At 65.7% G+C, this 14,115-nt stretch carries 12 protein-coding genes; all 12 read right to left on the bottom strand.

Features of this window, described 5'->3' with window-relative positions:
* Window positions 1–75: 75 nt before the first annotated feature.
* Complete coding sequence (gene secG, locus QNO03_RS02065; RefSeq protein WP_227921719.1) at window positions 76–327, bottom strand: preprotein translocase subunit SecG; 252 nt, start codon at window positions 325–327, stop codon at window positions 76–78.
* 61 nt (window positions 328–388) lie between these two features.
* Entirely contained in the window at window positions 389–1,204 is an 816-nt protein-coding gene (gene tpiA / locus QNO03_RS02060) for a triose-phosphate isomerase (RefSeq protein ID WP_289601621.1), read from the bottom strand.
* 100 nt (window positions 1,205–1,304) lie between these two features.
* A complete protein-coding gene (locus tag QNO03_RS02055; RefSeq protein ID WP_289601620.1) occupies window positions 1,305–2,531 on the bottom strand; it encodes a phosphoglycerate kinase in 1,227 nt (408 codons plus the stop codon).
* A 22-nt stretch (window positions 2,532–2,553) separates the two neighbouring features.
* The gene (gap, locus tag QNO03_RS02050) at window positions 2,554–3,558 is read right to left on the bottom strand and encodes a type I glyceraldehyde-3-phosphate dehydrogenase (protein ID WP_289601619.1); all 1,005 of its coding nucleotides are present in this window, start codon (window positions 3,556–3,558) and stop codon (window positions 2,554–2,556) included.
* Between the two features lie 238 nt (window positions 3,559–3,796).
* The gene (locus QNO03_RS02045; protein ID WP_229948256.1) at window positions 3,797–4,423 is read right to left on the bottom strand and encodes a superoxide dismutase; all 627 of its coding nucleotides are present in this window, start codon (window positions 4,421–4,423) and stop codon (window positions 3,797–3,799) included.
* A gap of 125 nt (window positions 4,424–4,548) precedes the next feature.
* Window positions 4,549–5,529: a DNA-binding protein WhiA gene (whiA, locus tag QNO03_RS02040; RefSeq protein ID WP_229948254.1), complete on the bottom strand. Its 981-nt coding sequence runs from the start codon at window positions 5,527–5,529 to the stop codon at window positions 4,549–4,551.
* A gap of 10 nt (window positions 5,530–5,539) precedes the next feature.
* Window positions 5,540–6,562 (bottom strand): gluconeogenesis factor YvcK family protein, encoded by a 1,023-nt coding sequence (locus QNO03_RS02035; protein WP_289601617.1) that lies wholly within the window; start codon window positions 6,560–6,562, stop codon window positions 5,540–5,542.
* The gene (gene rapZ, locus QNO03_RS02030; protein WP_229948248.1) at window positions 6,562–7,461 is read right to left on the bottom strand and encodes an RNase adapter RapZ; all 900 of its coding nucleotides are present in this window, start codon (window positions 7,459–7,461) and stop codon (window positions 6,562–6,564) included. Before rapZ ends, QNO03_RS02035 begins: the two co-directional genes overlap by 1 nt.
* Before the next feature lie 81 nt (window positions 7,462–7,542).
* Window positions 7,543–9,549, bottom strand: a complete 2,007-nt coding sequence (uvrC, locus tag QNO03_RS02025; protein ID WP_289601616.1) for an excinuclease ABC subunit UvrC — start codon at window positions 9,547–9,549, stop codon at window positions 7,543–7,545.
* 88 nt (window positions 9,550–9,637) lie between these two features.
* Window positions 9,638–10,306 (bottom strand): lysophospholipid acyltransferase family protein, encoded by a 669-nt coding sequence (locus tag QNO03_RS02020; RefSeq protein WP_229948236.1) that lies wholly within the window; start codon window positions 10,304–10,306, stop codon window positions 9,638–9,640.
* Window positions 10,293–10,991 (bottom strand): HAD hydrolase-like protein, encoded by a 699-nt coding sequence (locus tag QNO03_RS02015; protein ID WP_289601614.1) that lies wholly within the window; start codon window positions 10,989–10,991, stop codon window positions 10,293–10,295. Before QNO03_RS02015 ends, QNO03_RS02020 begins: the two co-directional genes overlap by 14 nt.
* 155 nt (window positions 10,992–11,146) lie before the next feature.
* The gene (gene uvrA, locus QNO03_RS02010; protein WP_289601613.1) at window positions 11,147–14,050 is read right to left on the bottom strand and encodes an excinuclease ABC subunit UvrA; all 2,904 of its coding nucleotides are present in this window, start codon (window positions 14,048–14,050) and stop codon (window positions 11,147–11,149) included.
* Window positions 14,051–14,115: the final 65 nt, after the last annotated feature.

The raw sequence follows: 14,115 nt of genomic DNA, 5'->3' as shown, positions 1-14,115 counted from the left end.
CCCGGTCAAAAGGAAAGACCCCCGGAAAATCCGGGGGTCTTTCCTTTTAAGGAGTTTTCGGTGGCTCCTGAGGGGCTACGCTTCGCCGGCGAAGCGCTGGATCAGTCCAAGCGCCACGATGACGACACCCCAAGAAATGGCCAGGGCCACGGTGAAGCGGTTCAGGTTCTTTTCGGCAACACCCGAGGAGCCCAGGCTGCTGGTCATGCCGCCGCCGAACATGTCCGACATACCGCCGCCGCGGCCCTTGTGGAGCAGGATCAGCAGCGTCAGCAGCAGGCTCGTGATGGCAAGGAGGACCAGCAGGACGATCTTCAGAATTTCCACTTACGGCCTTTCGGGTGACTCATGGACTGGAGACGCCGCTGCGGCGCGCTTCAGCTGCAGGTCAGTCAGTCACCAGGTGTTGTTCGAACCTGACAATATTAGCAAATTCGCCCACATCCAAACTGGCGCCGCCCACGAGCACGCCGTCTACGTCCCGTTCACCCAGAATGCTGGCAGCATTCGCCGCCTTGACGGAGCCGCCGTACAGCAGGCGCGTCTTGGCTGCCACGGAGTCATCGTAAAGATCAGCTATCTCGGCACGGATCGCCGCGCACATTTCCTGCGCATCTTCGGGGCCGGCAACTTCGCCGGTGCCGATGGCCCAGACGGGTTCGTAGGCGATGACGAGGCTGGAAACCTGTTCGGCGTCCAGGCCGGCAAGGCCGCCGCGGACCTGCTCCAGGGTGTGCGGCACGTGGTCCCCGGCCTGCCGGACCTCAAGGCCCTCGCCGACACAGAGGACGGGGACCAGGTTGTTACGGTAGGCGGCCTTGAGCTTTTCATTCAGTAGTTCATCGCTCTCACCGTGCACGGACCGGCGTTCGCTGTGACCCACCAGGACGTAGCTGCAGCCGAGCTTCGAGAGGAACTGGCCCGAGATATCACCCGTGTAGGCACCGGAATCCTTCGGGGAAAGATCCTGCGCCCCGTATTCCACCTTCAGCTTGTCCCCCGCCACCAGCGTCTGTGTGCTGCGCAGATCGGTGAACGGCGGGAAAACCACCACCTCCACCCGGCCGTAGTCATGGCGGGCATCGCTGAGCGTCCACGCCAGCTTCTGCAGGAGGGTGATGCCCTGGACATGGTCCATGTTCATTTTCCAGTTGCCGGCGATCAGGGGTGTGCGGTCGAACTTGCCGTTCGTGGAGGTGGTCATGGTTGCTCCGGTTTCTTGCTAGCGTGCACCGGCCGTGCCGGCCGGGCGGAATGGGACAGACACGTGCGGGCCCGCTGGGCAGCGGACCCGCACGGGGTTACTACTTGTCGAGGACGGTCAGGCCCGGGAGGGCTTTGCCTTCCAGGTATTCGAGGCTCGCGCCGCCACCCGTGGAAATGTGGCCGAAGTCGGCTTCCGAGAAGCCGAGCTTCCGGACGGCTGCAGCGGAATCGCCGCCGCCGACCACACTGAAGCCGCTGGACTCCTTCAAGGCCTGGGCAACGGCACGGGTGCCGTTGGCAAAGGCTTCGAACTCAAACACGCCCATGGGGCCGTTCCAGAAGATGGTCCTGCCGCCGCGGATCCGCTCGGCGAACGCGGCTGCGGAATCGGGACCGATGTCCAGGCCGAGTCCGGAGGCGCCGAACCGGCTGTTCTCCATCGCGTCGGCCGGAACGGTCTCCACATCCGCGTCCGCTGCGAACTTATCCGCCACCACAATGTCGGTGGGCAGGACGAATTCGCAGCCGACCTCCTTTGCCCGGGACAGGTACCCCTTCACGTTTTCGATCTGGTCCGTCTCGAGCAGGGAGGCACCCACGTTGTGGCCCTGGGCAGCCAGGAACGTAAAGACCATGCCGCCGCCCACCAGCAGATAGTCCGCGCGGTCCATCAGGTTCTCGATCACGGCCAGCTTGTCGGACACCTTGGAACCGCCCAGTACCACCACATAGGGCTTCTCCGGGTTCTCGGTGAGGCGCTTGAGCACCTCGACCTCGGTATGGACCAGGCCGCCCTCATAGGCGGGCAGCACCTCGGCGATGTCGTAGACGCTGGCGTGCCTGCGGTGCACGGCGCCGAAAGCATCGTCAACATAGGCACCATTTTCTCCGGTCAGGGCTGCCAGCTCCCCTGCCAGCGCCTGGCGTTCGCCGTCGTCCTTGGAGGTTTCGCGGGCGTCGAAGCGGATGTTCTGCAGCACCAGGACGGACCCGGCGGCCAGCGAACCGGCCAGTTCACGGGCACTGTCCCCCACCACATCGGAGGCGAACTCCACCGGGAAGGCGGAGAGTTCGTCAAGGCGGTCGACGGCGGGACGCAGCGAGTACTTCTCGTCCGGCGTGCCCTTGGGGCGTCCGAGGTGGGCCATCACAATGACCTTTGCCCCGTGCTCCACGAGGGTCTGCAGGGTGGGGATCGATGCCCTGATGCGTCCGTCATCGGTAACCCGGCCGTCATTCAGCGGTACGTTCAGGTCCGAGCGGACCAGGACGTATCTGCCGTCGACGCCGTCACTGATCAGGTCGGGGAGAGTTTTGACAGTCATTTCTACCTTCGGGTGCGGTCGGTTAAAGCTTGGAGGCGACGAGTTTGGTGAGGTCAACCAGGCGGCAGGAGTAGCCCCACTCGTTGTCGTACCAGCCCACGACCTTCACCTGGTTCCCCATAACGCGGGTCAGGCCGGAGTCGAAGATGCACGAGGCTGGGTCGGTGACGATATCGGAGGAGACAATCGGCTCGTCGGTGTAGCGCAGGATGCCGGCCAGCGGTCCGTTGCCCGCGGTCTTGTAGACCTCGTTGATCTGTTCCACCGTGGCTTCCTTGGAAACCGTGACGGTGAGGTCGGTGACCGAACCGGTGGGTACCGGAACGCGCAGTGCGAAGCCGTCCAGCTTGCCGTCGAGGGCCGGCAGGACCAGGCCGATGGCCTTTGCAGCGCCGGTGGTGGTCGGCACGATGTTGAGGGCCGCTGCGCGGGCACGGCGGAGGTCGCGGTGCGGGCCGTCCTGCAGGTTCTGGTCCGCGGTGTACGCGTGAACGGTGGTCATCAGGCCGCGTTCAATGCCGAACGCCTCGTGCAGGACCATGGCCAGCGGGCCCAGGCAGTTGGTGGTGCAGGAGGCGTTGGAGATGATGTTGTGCGACGCGGGGTCGTAGTCGCCGTCGTTGACCCCCATCACCACGGTGAGGTCCGCGCCCTTGCCCGGCGCGGAGATCAGGACCTTCTTGGCACCGGCGTCGATGTGCTTTTTGGCGTCTTCGGCCTTGGTGAAGAATCCGGTGGACTCAATCACGATGTCCACGCCCAGGTCGGCCCAGGGAAGGTTCGAGGGGTCCCGCTCGGCGAGGACCCGGATGGTCTTGCCGCCAACAATAATGTTGCCCTCGCGTACTTCGACGTCGGCGCCCAGGCGGCCGGTCACGGAATCGTATTTGAGGAGGTGGGCGAGGGTTTCGGGACTGGTGAGGTCATTGACGGCGACGATGTCGAGGTCGGCGTTCTGCTCCAGGGCCGCCCGGAAGTAGTTGCGGCCGATACGTCCGAATCCGTTGATTCCAACACGAGTAGTCACTGTTCTGTCTCCTTGAGCTAGGGGTTCAATCGAGAGCTGTGTGACCTCAGGGTTAGAAGCCACCGGACTAACTGCGGCCTGACACTTCCGCTCGGGAATACCTTCCAGCCGCGGGACCGTGGCCCCGTCCCGCCGGTGCCGGAAAGCACCGGACGGGACCGGACCTACGGATTTATCTTACGCGTCACGGTCTCCGTAGGGACCGGGTGCCCGCACAATTCGGCAGGCTGCCGTGTGACTAGGCGGGGACGATGAGGCCCTTGGCGCCGGTGCGGGCAGCATCGAAACGGGCGGCGACGTCGGCCCAGTTCACGATGTTCCACCATGCCTTGACGTAGTCGCCCTTCACGTTGGCGTAGTCCAGGTAGTAGGAGTGCTCCCACATGTCGAGCATCAGCAGCGGGATGGTGCCCACGGGAACGTTGCCCTGCTGATCGTAGAGCTGCTCGATGACGAGGTTCTTGCCCAGCGGCTCGTAGGCCAGGATGGACCAGCCGGAGCCCTGGATGGAGTTGGCAACAGCGGTGAACTGGCCACGGAAACCGTCGAAGGAACCGAAGAACTCATCGATTGCCGCCGCCAGTTCGCCTTCGGGCTTGTCGCCGCCGTCCGGGGACATGTTGTTCCAGAAGATGCTGTGGTTGGTGTGGCCGCCCAGGTGGAAGGCCAGGTCCTTGGAGAGCTTGCCGATGGTGCCGAACTCACCCTTTTCGCGTGCCTCGGCCATCTGGGCCAGGGCGGTGTTGGCGCCGGCCACGTACGTAGCGTGGTGCTTGTCGTGGTGCAGCTCCATGATGCGTGCGGAAATGTGCGGCTCAAGGGCCGCGTAATCGTACGGCAGTTCCGGCAGTGTGTATTCGTTCACGAAAATCCTCCGTTGGTGTCGGATCAATGTTCCGGACGGAATTTCCATCCGGAAACTCATCGTGCCGCCAAAAGGCAGCAGGCTTAGTCCATCCTATGCAATTACGCTATTGATCCAACATTGCGCTATTCATCCAGCATCTCTGGAGTCACGCTGGACTCGGTACCCGGAATGCCGAGCTCGGCGGCGCGCTTGTCCGCCATGGCCAGCAGCCGGCGGATCCGGCCGGCGATTGCATCCTTGGTCATGGGCGGGTCGGCCAGGTGGCCCAACTCGTCCAGGCTGGCCTGCTTATGTGCGACCCGCAGTTCACCGGCGTAGCGGAGGTGCTCCGGAACATCCTCGCCGAGGATTTCCAGGGCGCGGTCCACGCGGGCACCGGCGGCAACGGCCGCCTGTGCGGAGCGCCGAAGGTTCGCGTCGTCGAAATTGGCCAATCGGTTGGCGGTGGCGCGGACTTCCTTGCGCATCCGGCGCTCTTCCCAGACCATCAGCGCATCGTGGGCGCCCATCCGGGTCAGCAGGGCGGCAATGGTGTCGCCGTCGCGGATAACCACGCGGTCCACGCCGCGCACCTCACGGGCCTTGGCCGCGATGCCGATACGCCGGGCGGAGCCCACCAGTGCCAGGGCTGCCTCCGGCCCGGGGCAGGTGACTTCCAGGGAGGAGGAGCGGCCGGGCTCGGTGAGGGAGCCGTGGGCGAGGAAGGCACCACGCCAGACCGCCTCGGCGTCGGCCGCCGAACCGTTAACCACCACGGAGGGCAGGCCGCGCACGGGACGGCCGCGGGCATCCAGCAGGCCCGTCTGCCGGGCAAGGGACTCGCCGTCCTTGACCACTCGCACCACGTACCGGTTGCCGCGGCGCAGTCCACCGCCGGACACCACAATGATGTCGCTGGCGTGGCCGTAGACCTCGGCAATGGCCGCACGGAGCCGGCGCGCCGTCGACGCGAGGTCCACCTCGGCTTCGATGACTATGCGTCCGGAAATGATGTGCAGGCCGCCGGCAAAACGCAGCATCGCCGACACCTCGGCCTTGCGGACTGAGGATTTCTTCACGTCCAGACGTGAAAGTTCCTCTTTTACTGCTGCGGTTAACGCCACAAAAACACTCCTAATTCTCCCCAAATATGTCGTGGAAGGCGGTTGCGAGGCGGAGCGGATCATGGATCGGACGCCCCGACGCTGCCCCCACCTTACCGAAGACCGGGCGGCCGCCCATTTCGGCGACCGCGTCCCCGAAGGCTGCCTTGTCCGCCACCACTGACGGATCCACCAGTACTGCGTCCACCTTGAACTCCGGTGCGTAGCGGCGGATCACCGCCAGATGGTCCACCGCACTCATCCCCGAGGTTTCCGTTGTTTCGTTGCTGAGGTTCATGGTCAGGCAGCGCTTGGCGGACGTGGCGCACAGGGCGTCCCGCAGCTGCGGGAGCATCAGGTGCGGCAGCACGGACGTGTACCAGGACCCGGGCCCCAGGACCACCCAGTCCGCCCGGTCGATGGCTGCCAGGGCGGCCGGGCAGGCCGGCGCGTCAACGGGCAGCAGCCGGACGTCTGAGACGTTGCTGCGGGCCCCTGCAGCGGCAAGGCTGGCCTGGCCGATCACGGTTTCCAGCACGCTGCCGGCAGCTGTGCGGCGCAGGACGTCGCCTTCAATGGTCAGTGGAAGCGTGGACATCGGCAGCACCTGGCCGCGGGCGCCCAGCAGCGCACCGGCCCACTGCAGTCCGGCCACCGGATCACCCAGCAGCTCCCAGAGCGTCACGATCAGCAGGTTGCCCAGGGCATGGTCGTCCAGTGACCCTTCGACGCCGGGCTGGGAGCGGAAGCGGTGCTGCATTACGTCGCGCCAGGTGCGTCCCCAGTCGGTGTCGTCGCACAGCGCGGCCAGTGCCATCCGGAGGTCTCCGGGCGGAAGGACGCCCAGTTCCCGCCGCAGGCGGCCGGAGGAGCCGCCGTCGTCGGCAACGGTCACGACGGCGGTGAGATCGGAGGTGAGCAGGCGGAGGGCAGAGAGGGACGCGGACAGGCCGTGCCCGCCGCCCAGCGCGACGATCGCTCCTGCCTTACCCTCGCTCTCCCGTCCGCCCTTGCCCTCGGGAATCAGGGGCAGCGGTCCGGTGAGGAAGGACATTACTCGCGCCCCAGATCCCTGTGGTGCGAGCTGACCGTCACGTGGGGAAGCTGGTCGAGGCGCTTGGCGAGCTCCTCGGTGACCGCCACGGACCGGTGCTTGCCGCCCGTACAGCCGACGGCAATGGTGGCGTAGTGCTTGTTTTCCCGGCGGTAGCCGTCGATGACGGGCTCCAGGGCCTCCACATAGCGGTCCAGGAACTCTGCGGTGCCCTTCGCCTGGAGGACGTAGTCGCGGACATCCTCGTCCAGGCCGGTGTGCGGGCGCAGCTGCGGGACCCAGTGCGGGTTGGGGATGAAGCGGACATCGGCAACGTAGTTCGCGTCCACGGGCAGCCCGTACTTGAACCCGAAACTCATAACGTTCAGGCGCAGTACGATGGGGCCGGATTCGGTGAACAGCTCCGTGACGGTGGTGGCCAGGGCGTGGACATTCAGTTTGGAGGTGTCCACCACGACGTCGGAGGACTCCCGGAGTTCCTTCAGGACTTCACGCTCAGCGGCGATACCGTCCAGGATGCTGCCGTCCCCCTGCAGCGGATGCGGGCGGCGGCCCTGCTCGAAGCGGCGGACCAGCGTGGAATCATCGGCGTCCAGGAACAGCAGCCGGTAGGTGACGCCTGCGGTGCGCAGGTTCCGCAGGGCTTCGCGGATGTCCTGGAACAGTTCCTTGCTCCGGACATCGATCACCACGGCAAGCTTGGGAATGGACTGCGGCATGCGGGAGACCAGCTCCGTCAGGGTGCCCAGCATCAGCGGTGGAAGGTTCTCGACGACGTACCAGCCGTGGTCCTCCAGCGCATTGGCCGCGGTGCTGCGGCCCGCACCGGACATCCCGGTCACTACGAGTAGTTCGGACTCTTCCGGTTTGACTACGGCCAAGCCATCCTCGTGTGTCATTGCTGTGATCCCATCCTGATTGCCCTTGCTGCCTGGAAATTCGCGGCGGTTTCCCGCCGACACGCCGGTTTCCAAGCGTAACTAAGTTTCCAGGATTTCGCCGGTGGTCATATTGACCGCCGGAACCCCTGCCATATCCTTATCGGCCAGCCTGCTGCGCAGGTTAGCGGCCATGGCCGGTCCGATGCCCGGAACCTCCTGGAGTTCCGCCTCTGTAGCGGCACGCAGTTTCTTCACCGAACCGAAGTGTTTGAGCAGGGCCTGCCGCTTGGACGGGCCCAGTCCGGGCACATCGTCCAGCAGCGACGCGGTCATGGATTTGCCCCGTTTCTGCCGGTGGAACGTGATGGCAAAGCGGTGGGCCTCGTCCCGGACCCGCTGGAGCAGGAACAGTGCCTCGGAGGCACGCGGGAGGATCACCGGGAAATCGCTGTCCGGGACCCAGACCTCCTCCAGCCGCTTGGCGAGTCCGACCACCTGCACGTCGGTGATGCCCAGGTCCGCAAGGGCCTTCGACGCCGCCGCGACCTGCGGCTGGCCGCCGTCGACCACTACGAGGTTCGGCGGGTAGGCGAACTTGGCCTTGGGTGCCGGCGTCAGGGTATCCGTCAAGGGCTGGACGTCGCCGTCCCCGCCGCGCTCGTCGGGCAGGTCCACCGGTGCGTCGGGATCGGCGGCCGGGTCGGCGTTTTCGGCGAGGTAGTTGCGGAAGCGCCGTGAAATGACGTTGTACATCGAGGACGTGTCGTCGCGGGCGGCGTCGCCCGTGATGGAGAACTTGCGGTAATCCGACTTCTTCGGCAGCCCGTCCTCGGCCACGACCATGGAGGCGACCACATTGGTGCCCTGCACATGGGAAATGTCATAGCACTCAATGCGCAGCGGCGGCGAGGGCAGGTCCAGTGCTTCCTGGAGTTCCTGCAGCGCCGCGGACCGGGTGGTGATGTCACCGGCGCGGCGGCTCTTGTGCAGCCGCAGGGCGTCCGCGGCGTTGCGGGCCACGGTCTCCATCAGGGCTTTTTTGTCCCCGCGCATCGGTACGCGGATGTCCACTCGGCTGCCGCGCAGTCCGCTCAGCCACTCGGCCAATTCCTCGGCGTCCGGCGGCAGCACCGGCACCAGGACCTGGCGGGGAATCCGGTCGGCCGAGTTGACCTCGCCGTAGACCTGCTGGATCAGGTGTTCCACGAGGTCCGAGGTGTCGTTGTCTTCGACCTTTTCCACGACCCAGCCGCGCTGGCCGCGGATCCGGCCGCCCCGCACGTGGAACACCTGGGCGGAGGCTTCCAGTTCGTCTTCCTCCAGGGCGAAGATGTCCGCGTCCGTGTCTTCGCTGAGCACCACGTTGTTGCGTTCAAACACCTTCCGCAGGGCGGAGATGTCGTCCCGGAGCCGGGCGGCGGTTTCGTAGTCCAGCTCGGCGACGGCGGCCTGCATCTCCTTCTCCAGCCCGGAGATGAAGCGCTTGCCCTCCCCTGCCATGAAGTCGCACAGTTCGGCGGCCAGCTCGCGGTGTCCCTCGGGGCTGATGCGTCCCACGCAGGGCGCGGAGCACTTGTCGATGTAGCCCAGGAGGCAGGGCCGGCCGGTGCGTTCAGCACGTTTGAACACGCCGCTGCTGCAGGTGCGGACGGGGAAAACGCGGAGCAGGGTGTCCAGGGTTTCGCGGATGGCCTTGGCCGGATAGAACGGCCCGAAGTAGCGGGTGTCCTTGCGCCGGTCCCCACGCATAACCTGCGCACGGGGGTACTTCTCCCCCATTGTCACGGCGAGATACGGGTAGGACTTGTCGTCCCGGAACATGATGTTGAACCGGGGATTGAATTCCTTGATCCAGGTGTACTCCAGCTGCAGGGCTTCGAGTTCGGTCCCGACCACGGTCCATTCGACACCGGCGGCGGTGTGCACCATGGCCCGGGTTTTGGGCAGCAGCCCGCGCGGGTTGGCGAAATAGGAGTTCAGGCGCGAGCGGAGGTTTTTTGCCTTGCCCACATAGATGACCCGGCCGTGTTCGTCCCGGAAGCGGTACACGCCGGGAGCCGTGGGGATCTCCCCTGTTTTCGGCCGGTAGGTTGCTGGATCTGCCACTTCTCCATCCTACGTTCGCCTTTACCCCGCCCCGGACGGAGACGCGGGGTTTCGCGTGCCGCTGAAACCGCGCCCGCGGGGCAGGCGCCTACCCCTCGGGGCGGCTGCGGTTGTAGCTGTCGGCCCGCTCCTGGCCGCTCAGTTCCGCAATGGCATCCATAACGCGATCGGTGGCCTGCCTGCGGGCGGGCAGGGCGTGCTCCGGTCCGGTCTTCTGGAAATACAGCGGCTGCCCGACTTTAAGGGTGAAATGTCCGGGCTTTACCGTTTTCCGTCCGGCCGGCTGCAGCTTCTCCGTGCCGATCAGCCCGACCGGCACCACCGGCGCCCCGGAAGTGAGGGCAAGCCAGCCGACGCCGGTCCGGCCGCGGTACAGCAGCCCGTCGCGTGAGCGGGTGCCTTCCGGGTAGATGCCGACCCCGCCGCCGTCCTCCAGGATGTCCAGCAGGGTCTTGAGGGCGGCGACGCTGGCCGCCTGCTGGTCGCGCTGCACCGGAATGGATCCCACGCCCTCGAAGAAACTCTTCATGGCCAGCCCCTTCAGGCCGGTGCCGGTGAAGTATTCCGCCTTGGCGAAGAACCCCACGCGCCGCGGCAGCAGCGCCTGGACCAGGACACTGTCCAGGAAGGACAGATGGTTGCAGGCCACAATGAACGGGCCGCGGACCGGGACGTGTTCGAGTCCAGTCACGGTGGGACGGCACAGTCCGGCGACAAGGCCGCGGGTGCTTGCCCGGGTCAGGTTATACAGAACCATTCAGGGCCGCTCCGCTCCGTGCGTAGCCCAGCACTGCGTCCACGAGTTCCTCCGCGGTGTCGACGACGGCGGCTGCCCCCGCCGCCTGCAGCTCACCCTCGGCGGCGAAGCCCCAGGAGACGCCAATGCATCCGAGACCGTTGGCCGCCGCACCCTCGACATCGTGCAGCCGGTCCCCGATCATCACGGCACGGTCGTAGGAATCCGCATGCCGGTCGAGTGCGGCCCGGATGATGCTCCGCTTCCCGTCCAGGGCGGCTGCCGCCTGCTCATCGGCCGGTGAGCCGTGCACGGAGCCGAAAAGGTTGCCCATGCCCTGAACTGCCAGCAGCTCCACGGCGAGGTGCTCTGGTTTCTGGGTCGCGACAGCGACGGTTATGTCCCTGCGCAGCAGTTCCACTGCCCGCTGGATGCCGGGATAGGGCCGGCTCTGTGCCATCCCGGACTCCCGATAGCCCTGCCTGTAGTGCCGGATGACGGCTTCAAGACGGTCGCCGGGCACGCGTGCGATGTCCCGCAGGGAGGTCACCAGCGAAGGGCCCACCATGCGCTGCAGATCCGCCTCCGGGGGCACCGGCAGGCCGCAGGCGGCCAGCGCGGAACTGATACCGCCGGTGATGGCACCCGCCGGATCAACCAGCGTTCCATCGAGATCGAAAAGCACCAAGGTCCGGGGAGAAGTCACGGGCCTTAGTTTGGCATACCGGAGCAGGCTTAGGGAAAAAGATATACGCGCCCAAGAATATGTTCTGATGCCGGGGCGGCAAATATGTCCGGGTCCGGAATACACGAAGGCCGGCGCCCGACCCCGGAGGGGCAGACACCGGCCTTCACCTGTTTCTACGGGTTGAGGATCTCCGCGAGGAACGTTGCGGTGTGGCTGCCCTCGACCTTGGCGACCTTCTCCGGGGTGCCCGAAGCGACCACCTTGCCGCCGCCGGTACCACCGTCGGGGCCGAGGTCGATGATCCAGTCGGCGCTCTTGATCACGTCGAGGTTGTGCTCGATGGTGATCACTGTGTTGCCCTTGTCCACCAGGCCCTGCAGCACCTCCAGCAGCTTGCGGACGTCCTCGAAGTGCAGGCCCGTGGTGGGCTCGTCAAGGACGTAGATGCTGCGGCCGTTGGACCGCTTCTGCAGCTCGCTGGCGAGCTTCACACGCTGTGCTTCGCCGCCGGAGAGCGTGGTCGCCGGCTGGCCCAGCCGGACGTAGCCCAGGCCCACATCCACCAGGGTGTTCAGATGCCGGGAAATGGGACCGAAGGCGGCGAAGAACTCCGCGGCTACCTCGATCGGCATGTCCAGCACCTCGGCAATATTTTTGCCCTTGTAGTGCACCTCCATGGTTTCCCGGTTGAACCGGGCGCCGTGGCAGACCTCGCAGGGCACATACACGTCGGGGAGGAAGTTCATCTCGATCTTCAGCGTGCCGTCGCCGTGGCAGGCTTCGCAGCGGCCGCCCTTGACGTTGAACGAGAAACGCCCCGGCAGGTAGCCCCGCACCTTCGCCTCGTTGGTCTCGGCGAAGAGCTTGCGGATGTGGTCCCACACGCCGGTGTAGGTGGCGGGGTTGGACCGGGGGGTACGGCCGATGGGGCTCTGGTCCACGTGGATGACCTTGTCCAGCTGCTCCAGGCCCTCCACGCGGGTGTGACGGCCGGCCACGTGCTTGGCGCCGTTGAGCTTGTTCGCCATCGTCTTGTAGAGGATGTCGTTGATCAGCGTGGACTTGCCCGAACCACTGACGCCGGTGACGGCGGTGAAGACGCCCAGCGGAACGTCCACATTCAGGTTCTGCAGGTTGTTTTCCCGGGCGCCCACGATCTTCAGCTGGCGGGACTTGTCCACCTTGCGCCGCTTCGCCGGGATCTCGATCTTCTTCCGGCCGGAGAGGTACGCACCGGTGATGGAGCGTTCGTTGGTGAGCAGCTCGGCCAACGGACCGGAGTGCACCACCTCGCCGCCGCGCTCACCGGCGCCGGGGCCGACGTCGACAATCCAGTCCGCTTCCTGGATGGTGTCCTCATCGTGTTCGACGACGATCAGGGTATTGCCCAGGCTGCGCAGCCGGATCAGGGTGTCGATCAGGCGCCGGTTGTCCTTCTGGTGCAGGCCGATCGACGGCTCATCCAGGACGTAGAGCACGCCCACGAGTCCCGAACCGATCTGCGTGGCCAGACGGATGCGCTGGGCCTCGCCGCCGGACAGTGTGGCGGCCGGGCGGTTCAGGCTCAGGTATTCCAGGCCGACGTCGAGCAGGAAGGTCAGGCGGGCCTGGATCTCCTTGAGCACCTGGTTGGCGATCTGCGCTTCGCGTCCGGTGAGGACCAGGGTGTTGAGGAAGTCCGCGGCTTCGCGCAGCGGCAGGGCGCTGATCTCGGCGATGTTGCGGCCGTTGATCAGCACGGACAGGGACGCGGGATTCAGCCGCGCTCCCCCGCACTCGGGGCAGGCAATTTCCCGCATGTACTCTTCGTACCGGTCGCGGGCGTGGTCCGATTCGGTTTCCCCGTGCTTGCGGTGGATGTACTGGATGACACCTTCGAAGCCGGTGCTGTATTTGCGTTCGCGGCCGAAGCGGTTGCGGTACTGGACCACCACCTTGTGGTCCTTGCCGTTGAGCACGGCCTCCCGGACCTTGGGGGTCAGCTTCTTCCACGGCGTACCCATGGAGAAGCCCATGTCCTTGGACAGGCCCTCGAGCAGCCGATTCCAGTATTCGGTGGTGGCGGTGCCCAGCGACCAGGGGGCGATGGCGCCTTCGGCCAGGGACTTGGAGGGGTCCGGAACGATCAGGTCCTCATCCACCTCCAGCCGGGAGCCGATGCCGGTGCAGACCGGGCAGGCACCGAACGGGTTGTTGAAGGAGAAGGACCGCGGCTCGATTTCATCGATGGCCAGCGGGTGCTCGTTCGGGCAGGCCAGATTCTCGGAGAAGGTGCGGGTACGCTCGCTGCTGTCTTCGGGCAGGTCCACGAAGTCGACGACCACGCGGCCGTCGGCCAGGCCGAGGCCGGTTTCCACGGAGTCCGTGAGGCGCTGCCGGATCCCGTCCTTGGCCACCAGGCGGTCCACAACCACCTCAATGTTGTGCTTGTACTGCTTGCCCAGCTTCGGCGGATCGGAGAGCTGGATCTGCTTACCGTCCACCCGGGCACGGGAGTAGCCCTTGGCGGCGAGCTCCTTGAACAGATCGACGAACTCGCCCTTCCGGCCGCGGACCACCGGGGCAAGGATCTGGAAGCGGGTGCCCTCTTCCAGTTCGAGGAGCTGGTCCACGATCTGCTGAGGTGTCTGCCTGCTGACAGGCTCGCCGCAGACCGGGCAGAAGGGACGGCCCACACGGGCCCAAAGCAGGCGCATGTAGTCGTGGATCTCGGTGATGGTGCCCACCGTGGACCGGGGGTTCTTGCTGGTGGACTTCTGGTCGATCGAGACCGCGGGCGAGAGGCCCTCGATGAAGTCGACGTCGGGCTTATCCACCTGGCCCAGGAACATGCGGGCGTAGGCGGACAGCGACTCGACGTACCGCCGCTGGCCTTCGGCGAAGATCGTGTCGAATGCGAGGGAGGATTTACCCGAGCCGGACAGGCCGGTGAACACGATCATGGCGTCCCGCGGCAGGTCCAGGTCGACGTTGCGGAGGTTGTGCTCGCGCGCGCCTTTCACTACCAGACGGGATAGGTCATTGGCTTTATGCGGCACGAACGTGGTGTCCGCCGTCGGAAGAGTCGATTTAGGCACGTTTTCCACTGTAGTTCAAACGCCCATTCGAAAAAGTATTCGACCCCCCGGGTTTCGCCGCGGGC

Source organism: Arthrobacter sp. zg-Y877 (genome assembly GCF_030373105.1).
Taxonomy (GTDB): Bacteria; Actinomycetota; Actinomycetes; order Actinomycetales; family Micrococcaceae; genus Arthrobacter_B.
The sequence above is the reverse complement of the archived record's forward strand: the minus strand, read 5'-3'. Positions and strand labels throughout refer to the sequence as shown.

Bases quoted from the DNA above. Each gene is read 5' to 3' on its own strand.
- QNO03_RS02020 (WP_229948236.1), bottom strand. From the start codon at position 10,306: ATGGTTCTGTATAACCTGACCCGGGCAAGCACCCGCGGCCTTGTCGCC.
- rapZ (WP_229948248.1), bottom strand. From the start codon at position 7,461: ATGACACACGAGGATGGCTTGGCCGTAGTCAAACCGGAAGAGTCCGAA.
- tpiA (WP_289601621.1), bottom strand. From the start codon at position 1,204: ATGACCACCTCCACGAACGGCAAGTTCGACCGCACACCCCTGATCGCC.
- QNO03_RS02055 (WP_289601620.1), bottom strand. From the start codon at position 2,531: ATGACTGTCAAAACTCTCCCCGACCTGATCAGTGACGGCGTCGACGGC.
- QNO03_RS02035 (WP_289601617.1), bottom strand. From the start codon at position 6,562: ATGTCCTTCCTCACCGGACCGCTGCCCCTGATTCCCGAGGGCAAGGGC.